Origin of the sequence: Serratia sp. CY55921 (genome assembly GCF_052167655.1) — a bacterium.
Lineage (GTDB): Bacteria > Pseudomonadota > Gammaproteobacteria > Enterobacterales > Enterobacteriaceae > Serratia > Serratia ureilytica.
The window spans coordinates 249,169-264,481 of the sequence record NZ_JBJNMU010000003.1 but is presented as its reverse complement, the minus strand read 5'-3'; the positions used below and the strand labels follow the sequence as shown (position 1 = coordinate 264,481).

The 15,313-nt window shown below is 58.5% G+C and carries 21 protein-coding genes; 7 read left to right on the top strand and 14 right to left on the bottom strand.

The window, feature by feature from the left end; translation table 11 throughout:
* Positions 1-5 precede the first annotated feature (5 nt).
* From ACJ8M3_RS17760 to ACJ8M3_RS17700, 13 genes are all read right to left on the bottom strand, one after another.
* Positions 6-428: a helix-turn-helix domain-containing protein gene (locus ACJ8M3_RS17760; RefSeq protein ID WP_033644489.1), complete on the bottom strand. Its 423-nt coding sequence runs from the start codon at positions 426-428 to the stop codon at positions 6-8.
* Positions 425-736 carry a type II toxin-antitoxin system HigB family toxin gene (locus tag ACJ8M3_RS17755; RefSeq protein ID WP_004937033.1) on the bottom strand — a complete coding sequence of 104 codons (312 nt, stop codon included), beginning with the start codon at positions 734-736 and terminating at the stop codon, positions 425-427. The genes ACJ8M3_RS17760 and ACJ8M3_RS17755 overlap by 4 nt, the downstream gene beginning before the upstream one ends.
* A 295-nt stretch (positions 737-1,031) precedes the next feature.
* Positions 1,032-1,304: a PTS phosphocarrier protein NPr gene (gene npr / locus ACJ8M3_RS17750; protein WP_004937034.1), complete on the bottom strand. Its 273-nt coding sequence runs from the start codon at positions 1,302-1,304 to the stop codon at positions 1,032-1,034.
* The gene (gene rapZ, locus ACJ8M3_RS17745; protein WP_015379177.1) at positions 1,301-2,155 is read right to left on the bottom strand and encodes an RNase adapter RapZ; all 855 of its coding nucleotides are present in this window, start codon (positions 2,153-2,155) and stop codon (positions 1,301-1,303) included. The genes npr and rapZ overlap by 4 nt, the downstream gene beginning before the upstream one ends.
* Before the next feature lie 127 nt (positions 2,156-2,282).
* Positions 2,283-2,744, bottom strand: coding sequence for a PTS IIA-like nitrogen regulatory protein PtsN (ptsN, locus tag ACJ8M3_RS17740; RefSeq protein ID WP_016930212.1), 462 nt, complete (start codon positions 2,742-2,744; stop codon positions 2,283-2,285).
* A 155-nt stretch (positions 2,745-2,899) separates the two neighbouring features.
* Positions 2,900-3,187: a ribosome hibernation promoting factor gene (hpf, locus tag ACJ8M3_RS17735; RefSeq protein WP_004937038.1), complete on the bottom strand. Its 288-nt coding sequence runs from the start codon at positions 3,185-3,187 to the stop codon at positions 2,900-2,902.
* Positions 3,188-3,210: 23 nt separating this feature from the next.
* Complete coding sequence (gene rpoN, locus ACJ8M3_RS17730) at positions 3,211-4,644, bottom strand: RNA polymerase factor sigma-54 (protein ID WP_043141961.1); 1,434 nt, start codon at positions 4,642-4,644, stop codon at positions 3,211-3,213.
* Between the two features lie 52 nt (positions 4,645-4,696).
* A complete protein-coding gene (gene lptB / locus ACJ8M3_RS17725) occupies positions 4,697-5,422 on the bottom strand; it encodes an LPS export ABC transporter ATP-binding protein (protein WP_004937040.1) in 726 nt (241 codons plus the stop codon).
* Positions 5,423-5,428: 6 nt separating this feature from the next.
* Complete coding sequence (gene lptA / locus ACJ8M3_RS17720) at positions 5,429-5,968, bottom strand: lipopolysaccharide ABC transporter substrate-binding protein LptA (protein ID WP_025160121.1); 540 nt, start codon at positions 5,966-5,968, stop codon at positions 5,429-5,431.
* Positions 5,937-6,515, bottom strand: coding sequence for an LPS export ABC transporter periplasmic protein LptC (gene lptC, locus ACJ8M3_RS17715; protein WP_033644491.1), 579 nt, complete (start codon positions 6,513-6,515; stop codon positions 5,937-5,939). The genes lptA and lptC overlap by 32 nt, the downstream gene beginning before the upstream one ends.
* Entirely contained in the window at positions 6,512-7,066 is a 555-nt protein-coding gene (kdsC, locus tag ACJ8M3_RS17710) for a 3-deoxy-manno-octulosonate-8-phosphatase KdsC (protein WP_021505108.1), read from the bottom strand. The genes lptC and kdsC overlap by 4 nt, the downstream gene beginning before the upstream one ends.
* A gap of 17 nt (positions 7,067-7,083) precedes the next feature.
* Entirely contained in the window at positions 7,084-8,070 is a 987-nt protein-coding gene (gene kdsD, locus ACJ8M3_RS17705; RefSeq protein ID WP_033644492.1) for an arabinose-5-phosphate isomerase KdsD, read from the bottom strand.
* Between the two features lie 16 nt (positions 8,071-8,086).
* Positions 8,087-9,064, bottom strand: coding sequence for a calcium/sodium antiporter (locus ACJ8M3_RS17700; protein ID WP_033644493.1), 978 nt, complete (start codon positions 9,062-9,064; stop codon positions 8,087-8,089).
* A 302-nt stretch (positions 9,065-9,366) separates the two neighbouring features.
* On the opposite strand from ACJ8M3_RS17700, the gene mlaF reads away from it, so the two are divergent.
* From mlaF to murA, 7 genes are all read left to right on the top strand, one after another.
* The gene (gene mlaF, locus ACJ8M3_RS17695; RefSeq protein ID WP_033644494.1) at positions 9,367-10,182 is read left to right on the top strand and encodes a phospholipid ABC transporter ATP-binding protein MlaF; all 816 of its coding nucleotides are present in this window, start codon (positions 9,367-9,369) and stop codon (positions 10,180-10,182) included.
* A gap of 4 nt (positions 10,183-10,186) precedes the next feature.
* On the top strand, positions 10,187-10,969 hold the full coding sequence (gene mlaE / locus ACJ8M3_RS17690; protein WP_033644495.1) for a lipid asymmetry maintenance ABC transporter permease subunit MlaE: 783 nt from the start codon (positions 10,187-10,189) through the stop codon (positions 10,967-10,969).
* Between the two features lie 4 nt (positions 10,970-10,973).
* On the top strand, positions 10,974-11,522 hold the full coding sequence (gene mlaD / locus ACJ8M3_RS17685) for an outer membrane lipid asymmetry maintenance protein MlaD (RefSeq protein WP_033644497.1): 549 nt from the start codon (positions 10,974-10,976) through the stop codon (positions 11,520-11,522).
* A gap of 14 nt (positions 11,523-11,536) precedes the next feature.
* On the top strand, positions 11,537-12,166 hold the full coding sequence (gene mlaC / locus ACJ8M3_RS17680; RefSeq protein WP_033644498.1) for a phospholipid-binding protein MlaC: 630 nt from the start codon (positions 11,537-11,539) through the stop codon (positions 12,164-12,166).
* Positions 12,166-12,468: a lipid asymmetry maintenance protein MlaB gene (mlaB, locus tag ACJ8M3_RS17675; protein WP_033644499.1), complete on the top strand. Its 303-nt coding sequence runs from the start codon at positions 12,166-12,168 to the stop codon at positions 12,466-12,468. Before mlaC ends, mlaB begins: the two co-directional genes overlap by 1 nt.
* Positions 12,469-12,608: 140 nt before the next feature.
* Positions 12,609-12,863, top strand: a complete 255-nt coding sequence (gene ibaG / locus ACJ8M3_RS17670; protein WP_025304370.1) for a BolA family iron metabolism protein IbaG — start codon at positions 12,609-12,611, stop codon at positions 12,861-12,863.
* Positions 12,864-12,918: 55 nt separating this feature from the next.
* A complete protein-coding gene (murA, locus tag ACJ8M3_RS17665) occupies positions 12,919-14,178 on the top strand; it encodes a UDP-N-acetylglucosamine 1-carboxyvinyltransferase (protein WP_089195222.1) in 1,260 nt (419 codons plus the stop codon).
* A 71-nt stretch (positions 14,179-14,249) separates the two neighbouring features.
* Here murA and degS read toward each other — a convergent pair whose 3' ends face one another.
* Positions 14,250-15,308 carry an outer membrane-stress sensor serine endopeptidase DegS gene (degS, locus tag ACJ8M3_RS17660; protein ID WP_103101399.1) on the bottom strand — a complete coding sequence of 353 codons (1,059 nt, stop codon included), beginning with the start codon at positions 15,306-15,308 and terminating at the stop codon, positions 14,250-14,252.
* Between the last annotated feature and the right edge of the window lie 5 nt (positions 15,309-15,313).

The window sequence follows — 15,313 nt, the reverse complement described above, 5'->3', positions numbered from 1 at the left end:
GGGAATTAATCCGCTTCCGGCAGGAACAGGGCTGGGGGCAGATTGAAGCGTTTGGCCAGCGCCATAATGTGCGGAATGGTCAGCGATCTTTTGCCGTTCAGGATTTGGTTGACCAACGACTTTTTGCCGATCTCATGTTCAAAATCACTTTGGCTGAGTTGGTGCTGTTCCATCAATACGCGAAGCGCGGCCACCCCCTGCGGGAGTTGGGCGATACGCTGGTTGAATGCAGTAAATTCGGCGCTGTTGTCTTCATATTCGGCGATTTTTTTTGCCAACATGTCAATCAGCGGATGGCGTTCATCGTTTTCCAGCAGATATTCCACCAATTCGAGCGCTTCTCGGTAGTCTTGCTGAGCGTGGCTGCCCTGCAATAAGGGTACGGCGCGCAGTAGCGCATCGGCCGCCTTAATGGCATCTGTAATCATGACGAACTCCTTCGATAGTGCTGCATCAGCTTGTCGTATTCGGCGTGGCTAACGATATGCTTTATGAAGACTTTCTGTGTCTCGAAGCTGGCAAAGAACAAGATCCGCAGGTGGTTGCCGCCGACGTCAATGACCCACCATTTCTCTTTGTACTTCATACGATCGAGCGAAGGAAAAAGCGCTTTTAACTCGTCCGGCGTGCGGAACTCACCCCGTCGCAACGCTTTATAAATGGCCTCGAGAGCAGTGGCTTCATTGGGATATTGCTTCGTTGCGTTATTGAACGGTTCCCTGGAAATGATATGCATCGTTCCTTCGATTCCTACCCGGTGAACATTATAGCGACTGCCGGTGAAGTTCACAAATTGTAAACTTTCTGTTGTCCCGCAAGCAAAGCGTGGGGGAAACATCCGCCTGTTGTCTGTTTTTGCGTTACACACTATTGCGATTACCGTGGTGGGGGTAAATCCATGACGTGAATTTACAGGCGGTTACGGCTGATTCTGGAAGCGGATTCGCAAAATGAGAAACGGGAGGGCTACACTATGGGAGGGGCGGAGGCAACACATGCGCCGAGGCGACGCATGGGAAGAGTCACAGCGACTAATCTTCATCAAACCCGGAGTTGAACAGCTCGACCACCGCCGCCAGCGCGTTGACTTCATCGGGGCCGGTCGCTTCGACTTCGATGTGCCGACCCTGGGCGGAGTCCAGCATCAGCAGCGCGATGACGCTGCTGGCTTCGGCTTCGGTGCCGCTTTCGTTGCGCAGCATCACTTCGGCGTCGAAGCTTTGCACCAGTTCGAACAGTTTCATCGCCGGGCGCGCGTGCATGCCCAGCTTGTTTTTGATTTCAACCGTCTGTTTGACCGTCATTGTTTGCGCTTTTCCAGCGTGCGGTGGCGCGATTGCACGTTCTTGCCGCGCGAGCGGAAGTAATCGGCCAGCTGTTCCGCCACGTACACCGAACGGTGTTTGCCGCCGGTACAGCCGATGGCGACCGTCAGGTAGCTGCGGTTGTTGGTTTCCAGCATCGGCAGCCACTGTTCCAGATAGCTGCGGGTCTGGTAAATAAAGTTATGCACTTCGGTATGGCGATCGAGGAACGACGCTACCGGCTTGTCCAGACCGGTCATCGGCCGCAGCTTCGGATCCCAGTGCGGGTTAGGCAGGAAGCGCACGTCGAACACGTAGTCGGCGTCGATAGGAATACCGTGCTTGAAGCCGAAGGATTCGAACACCATCGTCAGTTCGCGCTCGCGCTTGCCGAGCAGGCGGGTGCGCAGCATTTCGGCCAGTTCGTGCACCGACATTTCCGAGGTGTCGATAATCAGGTCAGCCCGCGAGCGCAGCGGTTCGAGCAGATCGCTCTCTTCGTCGATCGCGCTTTCCAGCGACAGGTTTTTGCTGGAGAGCGGGTGCAGGCGGCGGGTGTCGCTGTAACGGCGGATCAGCGTGTTGCGATCGGCGTCGAGGAACAGCAGCTGCGGCGAGAAGCTGTCCGGCAGCTGAGTCATCGCGTATTCGAACACTTCCGGCGATTCCGGCATGTTGCGCACGTCGATGCTGACCGCCGCGGAGATATTGCGTTCCGCCAGCGTATTGGCGAGCTGCGGCAGCAGAACCACCGGCAGGTTGTCAACGCAGTAAAAACCCATGTCTTCCAGCGCCCGCAAGGCGACGGATTTTCCGGAACCGGAACGGCCGCTGACAATCATCAGCACCATGTGGCAACTCCCCTGGCATCGCGGCGGCGTTCATCGCCACCGTTAAACTTTGTTATTCCGGCCGTAGCCGGATCCATCATCGTAAAACAGTATCGTTATCCGGGCTGGAAGTCACGCCGGCCGGGCATCACTCGGTGATGATTTGGTAAAGTTCTTCGTCGCTCTGCGCGGCGCGCAGGCGGCGGCATACGGTTTTGTCTGCCAGGCGTTTGGCGACCAGCGACAGCGTATGCAAATGGGTTTTGCACTGATCGGCAGGCACCAGCAGCGCAAACAGCAGATCGACCGGCTGATTGTCGATAGCGTCGAAAGCGATGGGTTGGTCGAGACGGATAAACACGCCAACGGCCCGCAGTGTGTCCTCTTCCAGTTTGCCGTGGGGAATGGCGATACCGTTGCCGATACCGGTGCTGCCCATGCGCTCCCGGGTGAGAACCGCGTCAAACACCACCTGCGAAGGCAGATTGAGCTGTTTGGCGGCCAGTTCGCTGATAATTTCCAAAGCCCGCTTCTTGCTGGTGCAGTGTACCGAGCTTTTGGTGCACTCGATGTTTAACACCGAGCTTAATTGCATATATTCGTTGTTCATCTCATCTTCACTTAAAACCGCGCCGCCGGGCGAACCCGGCAAGGCGGTTTTTCGTCGGTTTTGACCCTGATTACCGTTCGGCGCGTCACCCATGCGGGTCACGCGCCGAAGGGAGAGGCGGCGACGGATGCCGCCTCACGGAATGGGTCAGGGTGTCAGTGTTGCTTCAATTTGTCTTTATGTTTGTTCAATTGACGTGCCAATTTGTCGATCAGCGTATCAATTGCGGCATACATATTCTCGTCTTCCGAGGTGGCGTGCAACTCGCCTCCATTCACGTGCACCGTTGCTTCCGCAATTTGCTGCACTTTTTCCACACTTAATACAACATACACCTGATTGATGCGATCAAAATACTGTTCGAGTTTGGCGAACTTGTTGTTCACGAACTCGCGCAACGGATCGGTGATTTCGATGTGGTGTCCGGTAATGTTGAGCTGCATAGTGTCTTCCTTCTCAATAGAGGTCAAACCAACTGTTTGCGCTGGTTCGACGGCGGGATGGACAAAGACTCTCGGTACTTGGCGACGGTGCGCCGGGCCACGATGATCCCCTGATCGGCGAGCAGGGTGGCCAGCTTGCTGTCGCTGAGTGGTTTGGCGGGGTTTTCCGCCGCAATCAATTTCTTCACCAACGCGCGGATCGCCGTCGAGGAGGCTTCGCCGCCGCTGTCGGTATTCACGTGGCTGGAGAAGAAATATTTCAATTCGAAAATGCCGCGCGGGCTGTGCAGAAACTTCTGCGTGGTGACGCGCGAGATCGTCGATTCATGCATCTCCACGGCCTGGGCGATATCCGCCAGCACCATGGGTTTCATAAACTCTTCGCCTTGCTCGAAGAACGCCTGCTGCTGGCTGACGATGCAGCGGGTGACCTTCAGCAACGTCTCGTTGCGGCTCTCCAGGCTTTTAATCAGCCACTTGGCTTCCTGCAGGTTGCTGCGGATGAACTGGCCGTCGGCTTCGCTGCGGGCGCTGTTGCCCAGCGCGGCGTACTGCTGATTGATCTTCAAACGCGGCACGCTGTCGCCGTTGAGCTCGACCGTCCATTTGTTCTGCGTTTTGCGCACCAGCACGTCCGGAATGACGTATTCCGATTCGCCGGTATTGATCGACTGCCCTGGGCGCGGATCGAGCGACTGAATCAGCAGCATCGCTTCTTTCAGTGTATCTTCTTTTAGCCGGGTTGATCGCATCAGGCTGCGAAAGTCGTGGTTGGCCAACAGATCCAGATGCTCGCTGATGATCAGCCGCGCTTCGGCCAGATAAGGCGTATCTTTGGCGTATTGGGAGAGCTGCACCAGCAGGCAATCGCGCAGATCGCGCGCGGCGACGCCGATCGGATCAAAACGCTGCACGCGCTTCAGCACCGCCTCGACTTCCTCGAGGGTCACGTTCTCGTCGCCCAGGCTTTCCAGAATGTCTTCCAGCGGGACGGTGAGATAGCCGGTGTCATCCACCGCGTCGACGATGGAAGTGGCGATGGCGGCGTCGGTATCGGAAAACGGCGTCAGATCCACCTGCCACATCAGATAATCCTGCAGCGTTTGGGTGGTCTCGCCCTGATAGACCGGCAGCTCGTCGTCGCTGTAGTCGGTGCCGGTGCCGGACGGCGTGCCCGCGGTATAGATTTCATCCCAGGTGGCGTCCAGAGGCAGCTCTTCCGGCATGTCTTTCTGCTCCAAGGCCTCGCGGGTATCGAGCCCCTCGGTCTCCTGGGTTTCTTTGGCGTCGATTTCGTCGTGCAGATCGGTCTGTTCAAGCAGCGGATTGCTCTCCAGCGCCAGCTGGATCTCTTGCTGAAGCTCAAGCGTGGACAACTGCAGCAGGCGGATCGCCTGCTGGAGCTGAGGTGTCATGGCCAGCTGTTGGCTGAGCCTGAGTTGCAAACCTTGCTTCATAGTTTTCTGTCTACTTCCGTTAACGGTGTCGTCCCGCAGGACGCGCCGGCGCTTAGAGGCGGAACTCTTCGCCCAGATAAACGCGTTTAACCTGCTCGTCGGCCAGAATAGCATCCGGCGTGCCGTGGGCAATCAGTTTGCCCTGGCTGACGATGTAGGCGCGTTCACACACGTCCAGCGTCTCGCGCACGTTGTGGTCGGTGATCAGCACGCCCAGGCCGCTGTCACGCAGGTGCTCGATGATTTTCTTGATATCGATAACGGAAATCGGATCCACCCCGGCGAAGGGTTCGTCCAGCAGAATGAATTTCGGGTTGGCCGCCAGCGCGCGGGCGATTTCGACGCGGCGGCGTTCACCGCCGGACAGCGCCTGGCCGAGGCTGTCGCGCAGATGGGAGATATGGAACTCTTCCATCAGCTCTTTGGCGCGGTCTTCGCGCTGTTCGCTGGTGAGATCGGGACGGATCTCCAACACCGCCATCAGGTTGTCGTACACGCTCAGGCGGCGGAATATCGACGCTTCCTGCGGCAGGTAACCGATGCCGCGGCGCGCACGGGCGTGCAGCGGCAACAGGCTGATGTCTTCCTCGTCGATCACGATGCGCCCGGCGTCGCGCGGCACAATGCCGACCACCATGTAGAAGGTGGTGGTTTTACCGGCGCCGTTCGGGCCGAGCAGGCCGACGATCTCGCCGGATTTCACTTTCAGGCTGACGTCTTCGACAACTTTACGGCCCTTGTAGGCTTTCGCCAGGTTTTCTGCGATGAGTGTTGCCATAAGTGATTAGTTACTCTTTTTTTGCCCGTTTTTGTCTTGCAACTGCGACGGTACCAGAACCGTTGTCACGCGTTTGCCTTTGTCGCTAAACGCCTGCATTTGCTGCTGTTGCACCAGATAGGTGATGCGATCGCCTTTCACGTTGCTGTCGAGCTGCTCCAGATAGGCGTTGCCCGTCAGGGTCACCAGCTGGGTCGCCACGTCGTAACGCACTTTCTGCGCGTGGCCTTTGACCGGCTTGCCGCTGTCCTGCATCTGGTAGAAGGTTACCGGGTTGCCGAACGCTTCAATATAGGTCTTATTCTGATCTCCGCCCGGACGGGTGACCACCACCTTGTCAGCGCGGATATCGATGGTGCCCTGTTTGATCACCACGTTGTCAGTAAAGGTGCTGACGTTGCTTTGCATATCCAACGACTGCTTGAGCGAGTCGATGCTGACCGGCTGGCTGGAGTCGGATTTCAGCGCCAGAGCAGGGGCGCTGGCGGCCAAAACTAAGCTGCCGATCAACAGATTACGGAGTTGGTTTTTGGTTCTGGATTTCATAGTTGGTCTTAACCTTATCAATCAGCTCAGCGGTTTTGGTCCGCAGGTTCCCACGCATTTTCATGCCGTTAGAGGTAAAATTGGTCCCGTAAAGCGTGACTTCGTCATCGGAGGTGACGTCCTGGGTGACCAGGTTTACCTGAGCGTTGTCCGTCTTAATTTTTTCCAGCTGCGAGGTGGTGGTCAGGCTGTTTACCTCGACGTGGCCATACAGATACAGCATCCGGTCTTTCGTCAGTTTGGCGCGATCGGCGCGAACTGACCAGGTGGCCACCGCATTCTCGTCGAACAGCGTCATCACCGGCTGGGTGAACCAGCTCAGCTCGCCGGCGGTGTAATACTTCGCGTCTTCCGCCACCAGCTTATAATTCAGTTTACCGGCCGGATTGTACACCACGGTGACCGTGTGCTGGCTCTGGTAGGTCGGATCCTGATCGTTAGCCGGGCCAGGAGCCGTATCGTCGCTGAAGTCCGTCATGTTCCAGCCGATCAGCGCCAGAACGATCACCGTCAACAGGATGGTGATCCAAAGTTTGGTTTTACTCATATCGACAGCCCTTTGGCGTCCTCCAGCTTATTTTGAGCCAAAAGAATGATGTCGCACAGTTCGCGCACCGCGCCGCGGCCGCCGGCAATGCGGGTGACGTAGTGGGCTCGCGGCGTCAGCAGCGGATGAGCGTCTGCGACCGCGACCGCCAGGCCCACCTGCGCCATCACCGGCCAGTCGATCAGGTCATCGCCGATATAGGCGACCTGATCCGCCGTTAACGACAGTTTATCCAACAGTTCGCGGAAGGCCAAAAGCTTATCGGATTGCCCCTGATACAGATGGGTGATGCCGAGCGTTTGCGCGCGGTCTTCCAGCAGCTTGGCGGAGCGACCGGTAATGATCGCCACCTCGATGTCGGAGGTTTTCAGACAGCGGATGCCGTAACCGTCGCGCACGTTGAACGCCTTCAATTCTTCACCGTTGTTGCCCATGAAGATCAGGCCGTCCGACAGTACGCCGTCAACATCGCAAATCAACAGGCGGATGTTCCCGGCACGCGCCATAACCTCTTGTTCTACCGGCCCGTAGCAGGTTTCTACCATACCCATTCCGTTCTATTCCTTAATTAAACGACGCCGGCACGCAGCATGTCATGCATATGTACCACACCCAGCAACTGGTCGCCATCGGCAACCAGCAACGCGGTGATGTGGCGTTGCTGCATCAGATTCAGCGCATCGACCGCCAGGAGGTTGGGACGCACCCGCACGCCGCCCGGCGTCATGACATCGGCGATCTTGGCTTCGTGCAGGTTGATGCCCATATCGAACACCCGGCGCAGGTCGCCATCGGTAAAGATGCCGGCGATTTTCATCAGATCGTCGCAGATCACCGTCAGACCCAGATTTTTGCGGGTGATTTCCAGCAGCGCGTCGCGCAATGAGGCGTCGGCGCTGACGTGGGGCATTTCGTCGCCGCTGTGCATGATATCGCTAACCCGCAGCAGCAGCTTGCGGCCGAGTGCGCCGCCCGGATGCGACAGCGCGAAATCTTCCGGCGTGAAACCGCGCGCCTTCAGCAGCGCGACGGCCAACGCATCGCCCATCACCAGCGTGGCGGTGGTGCTGGTGGTCGGCGCCAGCCCCAGCGGGCAGGCCTCCTGCGGCACCTTGATGCACAGGTGGATGTCCGCCGCCTTGCCCATCGAACTTTCCGGATTGTTGGTCATGCAGATGAGGGTGATCCGCTGCCGTTTCAACACTGGGATCAGCGCCAGGATCTCGCTGGACTCACCGGAGTTGGAGATGGCGAGCACGATATCCTGCGGAGTGACCATGCCCAAATCGCCATGGCTGGCTTCCGCCGGGTGAACGAAGAATGAGGGGGTGCCGGTGCTGGCGAAGGTCGCGGCGATCTTGCAGCCGATATGGCCGGATTTGCCCATGCCCATCACCACTACTTTGCCGCCGCAGGCGGCGATCGTTTCGCAGGCGCGGGTGAAGTCTGCGTTGATGTAGCTGTCGAGCTGAGCCAGCCCGTCACGCTCTATCTGAAGCACTTCTTTGCCGGCCTGTTGAAAATCGAAGCCCGGTTGCAACTCAATGTTCGACATACTCATTCCCGTCGGTTTAGCCGAAAGTACTGAAAGGGTTAAAGAACAGCACCGCAAGATACGCAATAAAGCCGCATAATAACAGCGCGCCGGCTAGGTGGCCGATGCGGTGTTTGCGGCCGATGCACAGCACGCTCAGCAGCACGCTGGCCGCCAGCATCACCCAGTAATCGCGCTGGAAGGCGGCGGCGTCCACGCTGCCCGGCGACAGCAGGGCGGGGACGCCCAGCACGATCACCGTGTTGAAAATATTGGAGCCGATGATATTGCCAATCGCCATATCATCTTCGCCCTTTAATGCTCCGGCGATGGACGTGGCCAGCTCGGGCAGGCTGGTGCCGATGGCGATAATGGTCAAGCCGACCACCAGTTCGCTCAGGCCGAAATAGTGCGCGATCACCGTCGCGTTATCGACCACCATTCTGGAAGAGAGCGGCAGAATGATAAACGCCAGCACCAGCCACAGCACCGCTACGGTATTGCTGCTGTCCTGCGGCAGTTCGGCGATCTGCTCCATGGTCAGGCTGTCGCTGCCCTCGCGCTGCGCCAGCCGGGCGATTTTCAGCATCAGCAGGATGAAACCGGCGGCGGCGGTCAGCAGCAGCACGCCGTCCAGCCTGCTCAGGGTGCCGTCCATCAACACGAAACCGCACAATACTGTGACCGCTAACATCAGCGGCAGTTCGCGCCGCAGTATTTCCGATCGTGCAGCCAGCGGGTGAATCAGCGCTGCGACGCCCAGGATCAATAAAATGTTGGTGATGTTGGAACCTAATACGTTGCCAACGGCCATATCTATCTGCCCGTTCAGCGCGGCGGTGGTGGACACGATCAGCTCCGGCAGTGAAGTGCCGATGCCGACGATGGTCATGCCGATGATCAACGGCGGCACGCCAAGCGAACGGGAAATCACGGCAGCACCATAAACTAAGCGGTCTGCACCATACACCAGTAGAAATAAACCAACGATTAATAATGCTATTGCGAGAAACATGCAGGGTCCTTTGTCGGGTATTATCCCGGTTCGTTGGTTAAAGCCGTCAATGCGGCGGTATTGCTTGCCCTCCGGTGCGTGCGCTTGAGCGCAGCAACGGTTTTTCCCGGCTAATTGTTGAACACTTTCGTTTTTTTTCGTTATGGCGCCAATTTTGACCGGGTGGCGCGGAAAAGTAAAACCAATGGCATCATTGGTTGCGAAATGGCAGTAAGTTTTTGTAAAGATGAGACGGATTGCGCCCATTGCTTTAACATCACGGGTAGATTCTGCAAAAGATGAGTCGTAAAGGGTCCATTAACATGCTCCAAAAGGCAGATAATTTGGTCGAAGTGCGCGACATGAGCTTCTCGCGCGGCGACCGGCGGATATTTGAAGACATCAACCTGACGGTGCCTCGCGGTAAGATCACGGCGATCATGGGGCCGTCGGGCATCGGCAAAACCACGCTGCTGCGTCTGATCGGCGGTCAGCTGACGCCGGACCGCGGGGAGATTTGGTTTGACGGCGACAACATTCCCGCATTGTCCCGCCGTCAGTTGTACGACGCGCGCAAAAAGATGAGCATGCTGTTCCAGTCGGGCGCGCTGTTCACCGATTTGACCGTATTCGAAAACGTGGCCTACCCGTTGCGTGAGCACAGCAACCTGCCTGAGCCCCTGCTGCGCAGCACGGTGCTGATGAAGCTGGAAGCGGTCGGGCTGCGCGGTGCGGCGCAGCTGATGCCCAATGAACTCTCCGGCGGCATGGCGCGCCGGGCGGCGTTGGCGCGCGCGATCGCGCTGGACCCGGAGATGATCATGTTCGACGAACCTTTCGTCGGCCAGGATCCGATCACCATGGGGGTGCTGGTCAAGCTGATCGACGAGTTGAACCATGCGCTGGGCATTACCTGCATCGTGGTGTCGCACGACGTGCCGGAGGTGCTGAGCATCGCCGACTACGCCTATATCGTGGCCGATCACCGGGTGATTGCCGAAGGCACCACGCAGCAATTGCAGAACAATCCTGATGCGCGCGTGCGCCAGTTCCTGGATGGTATAGCGGATGGACCGGTGCCGTTCCGCTATCCGGCCGGGGATTATCAGACTGAACTGCTAGGCTTAGGGAGTAAATAAGCTCATGTTATTAAGAGCGTTAGCGTCTCTGGGGCGCAGTGGCATCAACACCAGCGCCAGCTTCGGCCGCGCCGGGTTGATGCTGTTCAACGCATTGATTGGCCGGCCGGAACCCGGCAAGCAGTGGCCGCTGTTGTTGAAACAGCTTTACAGCGTCGGCGTGCAGTCGCTGCTGATCATCATGGTTTCCGGGCTGTTTATCGGCATGGTGCTGGGCCTGCAGGGGTATATCGTGCTTACCACCTACAGCGCTGAAGCCAGCCTCGGCATGATGGTGGCGCTGTCGCTGCTGCGCGAGCTGGGGCCGGTGGTGACGGCGCTGCTGTTCGCCGGCCGCGCCGGTTCCGCGCTCACGGCGGAAATCGGCCTGATGAAGGCGACGGAACAGATCTCCAGCCTGGAAATGATGGCGGTCGATCCGCTGCGGCGCATCGTGGCGCCGCGTTTCTGGGCGGGGATGATCAGCATGCCGCTGCTGACCATCATCTTCGTGGCGATCGGCATTTGGGGCGGCTCGGTGGTCGGCGTGGATTGGAAAGGCATCGACAGCGGCTTCTTCTGGTCGGCGATGCAAGGCGCCGTAGAGTGGAAAAAAGATCTGCTCAACTGCCTGATCAAGAGCGTGGTGTTCGCCATTACCGTAACCTGGATTGCCATTTTCAACGGGTATGACGCCGTGCCTACCTCTGAAGGGATTAGCCGGGCGACGACGCGTACCGTGGTGCATTCGTCACTGGCGGTGTTGGGATTGGATTTCGTGCTGACCGCACTGATGTTTGGGAATTGATTCGATGCAAACGAAGAAGAGTGAAATCTGGGTTGGGGCATTCATGCTGATCGCGCTGTGCGCCATCGTGTTTATCTGCCTGCAGGTGGCGAACCTTAAATCGATCGGCAGCGAGCCGACCTACCGCGTTTACGCGACGTTCGACAATATCGGCGGCCTGAAACCGCGTTCGCCGGTGAAGATCGGCGGCGTGGTGATCGGCCGCGTGGCGGACATCGAACTCGATCCGAAAACCTACACGCCGCGCGTGGCGCTCGATATCCAGAAAAAGTACGACGAAATCCCGGATACCAGCTCGCTGGCGATCCGCACCTCCGGCCTGCTGGGCGAGCAATATCTGGCGCTTAACGTGGGCTTCGAAGATCCTGATATGGGCACCACCATTCTGAAAGACGGCGGCACCATCCAGGACACTAAATCAGCCATGGTTCTGGAAGATCTGATCGGCCAGTTCCTGTATAAAAGCGGCGGTCAGGACAGCGCCAAACCGGGAGACGCGGCCGCTGAGCCGGCTGCCGGCGCTGCACCGCAACCCGCTGTTCCAAATCATTAAGAGAGGATACCTGCATGTTTAAACGTTTACTGATGGTGGCTCTGCTGGTGGTTGCGCCGCTGGCGAGCGCAGCCGACCAAACCAATCCTTACAGCATGATGCAAGACGCGGCGCAGAAGACCTTCAGCCGTTTGAAGAACGAACAGCCGAAGATCAAGCAGGACCCGAACTACCTGCGCTCCATCGTGCATCAGGAACTGATGCCGTTCGTGCAGGTGAAATACGCCGGCGCGCTGGTGCTGGGCCGTTACTACAAAGATGCGACGCCTGCGCAGCGCGAAGCTTACTTCACCGCTTTCCAGGCTTACCTGGAGCAGGCTTACGGCCAGGCGCTGGCGATGTACCACGGCCAGACTTACCAGATCGCGCCTGAACAGCCGCTGGGCAACGCCGACATCGTGGCCATTCGCGTCACCATCATCGACAACGGCGGCCGCCCGCCGGTGCGTCTGGATTTCCAATGGCGCAAGAACAGCAAAACCGGCTACTGGCAGGCGTATGACATGATCGCCGAAGGCGTCAGCATGATCACCACCAAGCAAAACGAGTGGGCGTCTACGCTGCGTACTCAGGGCATCGACGGCCTGACCAAACAGCTGCAGGCCGCTGCCGCGCAGCCCATCTCGCTGGACAAGAAAAACTGATGTCGGCAGCGCTCAGCTTCGAATCAGAGCAGCAGACGCTGATCCTGCGCGGTGAACTGGACCGTGAAACGCTGCTGCCGTTGTGGCGGCAGCGCGACGCGCTGATGGCGGATAAAACCGCGATCGACGTGGCGCAACTGCAGCGCGTGGACTCCTCCGGGCTGGCGCTGTTGCTGCATCTGCAGGAAGAGCAGCGCCAACGTGGCGTCGCGCTAAAAATTTTCGGCGTCACCGAGCGTCTGAAAACGCTGATCGCGCTCTACAACCTGCAGGCGATAATGCCTGTCGATACCGCCGGTTAGCGGCGTTTTACACCGCCTTTGCGTGGTTAAACGATACAAAGCCCCTGTTATGCAGGGGCTTTTTCTTTAGTTTAAGAAAACATCGTATTCCACTAAGATACTAGGCTGTTTATGATCCTTTAGCGGCAGAACTGGATACTATGGAAACCAACGAGATTAAAGACGTGCTGATGCAGGCATTGGCACTGGATGAAGCGCACGTGACGGGCGACGGCAGCCATTTTCAAGCGATCGTGGTCGGCGAACTGTTCGCCGGCATGAGCCGCGTCAAAAAACAGCAGACGGTTTACGCACCGCTGATGGAATACATTGCGGACAACCGCATTCATGCCTTGTCTATCAAGGCGTACACCCCTGAAGAGTGGCAGCGAGACCGCAAACTCAACGGATTTTAAGGCTGTTTGCCCTGCCGGGCGGGCAGCTTCAGATTAGATAACAGAGAGTAGTCAGATGGATAAATTTCGTGTGCAGGGTCGGACCCGCCTGAGCGGTGAAGTGTCTATTTCCGGGGCCAAAAACGCCGCCCTGCCGATCCTGTTCGCCGCCCTGTTGGCGGAAGAGCCGGTCGAGCTGCAGAATGTCCCCAAGCTGAAGGACATCGACACCACCATTAAACTGCTCAGCCAGTTGGGCACCAAGATTGAGCGCAACGGTTCGGTCTTCGTGGACGCCAGCGGCGTGAACGAGTTTTGCGCGCCTTACGATCTGGTGAAAACCATGCGCGCTTCCATCTGGGCGCTGGGGCCGCTGGTGGCACGTTTCGGCCGCGGCCAGGTTTCCCTGCCGGGCGGCTGCGCGATCGGCGCGCGTCCGGTCGATCTGCACATCACCGGCCTGGAGCAGTTGGGGGCCGAGATCAAGCTGGAAGAAGGTTACGTCAAGGCGTCCGTCGATGGCCGTCTGAAAGGCGCGCACATCGTGATGGACAAGGTGAGCGTGGGCGCGACCGTGACCATCATGAGCGCCGCGACCCTGGCGACCGGCACGACCGTTATCGAGAACGCCGCGCGTGAGCCGGAAATTGTCGATACCGCCAACTTCCTCAATACGCTGGGCGCGAAGATCAGCGGCGCAGGCAGCGACAAGATCACCATCGAGGGCGTCGAGCGTCTGGGCGGCGGCGTGTATCGCGTGCTGCCTGACCGTATCGAGACCGGTACCTTCCTGATCGCCGCCGCGGTTTCCGGTGGCAAAGTGATGTGCCGCAACACCCGTCCTGATACGCTGGATGCGGTGCTGGCCAAGCTGCGCGAAGCCGGTGCCGATATCGACGTGGGCGAAGACTGGATCAGCCTGGACATGCACGGCAAACGCCCGAAAGCGGTCACCGTGCGCACCGCGCCGCACCCGGGTTTCCCAACCGACATGCAGGCCCAGTTCAGCCTGTTGAACCTGGTGGCGGAAGGCACCGGCGTTATCACCGAGACCATCTTCGAAAACCGCTTCATGCACGTGCCGGAACTGATCCGCATGGGCGCGCACGCGGAAATCGAGAGCAACACCGTAATCTGCCACGGCGTTGAGCAGCTGTCCGGCGCTCAGGTAATGGCGACCGATCTGCGCGCTTCCGCCAGCCTGGTGATCGCCGGCTGCATCGCCGATGGCGTGACCGTCGTCGATCGCATCTACCACATCGATCGCGGCTATGAGCGTATCGAAGACAAGCTGCGCGCGCTGGGTGCGAACATCGAGCGCGTGAAAGGCGAGTAAGTCATTAGCGCCGGCGCGGCTGCGTCGGCAGGAAGAAAATCAAAGGGCCGGCAATCAATGCCGGCCCTTTTTTAATTGCTGTCTTCCGGGAATTCACCCACCGTCATTTTCAACGTAATGCGCTTGCCGTCGCGCAGCACGATAACCGGTATCTCAGTGCCCGGTCTGATCTCGGCCACCTGATCCATGGTCTCCAGCACGGACACCGCCGGTTTGTTATCCACGTTGATGATGATGTCGTTGATCTGGAAGCCGGCGTTGCTCGCCGGGCCGTTTGGCGTAATCTCGGTCACGATGATGCCTTGAAGGCGATCGATGCCGGAATTGGACGAGCGCAGCGGAATGATCTCTTTGCCCTGAATGCCGAAATAGCCGCGGATGACGCGGCCGTCGCGGATCAGCTTGTCCATGATTTTGGTGGCCAGTTCGATCGGAATGGCGAAGCCGAGGCCCTCCGGCGTTTCGCCGTCGGTAATTTTGTCATAGGTCAGGGTGTTGATGCCGATCAGCTCGCCCAGCGAGTTGACCAGCGCGCCGCCGGAGTTGCCGCGGTTGATGGAGGCGTCGGTCTGCAGGAACGTCTGCCGGCCGGTGGTGCTCATACTGATGCGCCCGGTGGCGCTGAGGATGCCCTGAGTGACGGTCTGCCCCAGGTTATAGGGGTTGCCGATTGCCAGCACCACGTCGCCGACGTGGGCAACGCGATTTTTATTGGTCGGGATCACCGGTAAATTGCCGGGATCGATCTTCAGCACCGCCAAATCGGTCAGGCCGTCGGAGCCGACCAACAGCGCTTCGTAGCGACGGCCATCCTGCAACACCACGGTGATCTGCTGAGCGTCTTTGATCACGTGGCGGTTGGTAATGATATAGCCGCGTTCATTCATGATCACGCCGGAACCGAGCGACAGCACGTTGGCGGCGCCGTTCAGGTTGCGGTTATAGATGTTCACCACGGCGGGGGCGGCGCGGCGCACCGCTTTATTAAAGCTCACCGGCGTTTCGTCGCTGGTATTCTCGGTTTTCTCTGCAAACAGGCCGTTGGAAGAGCGCAGCATGGGCAGGGCGGCCAACAGCAGGCCGGCAACAATGAGACCGATAACGACAGAACGCAAGAGCTTAGCAAACATGGAGT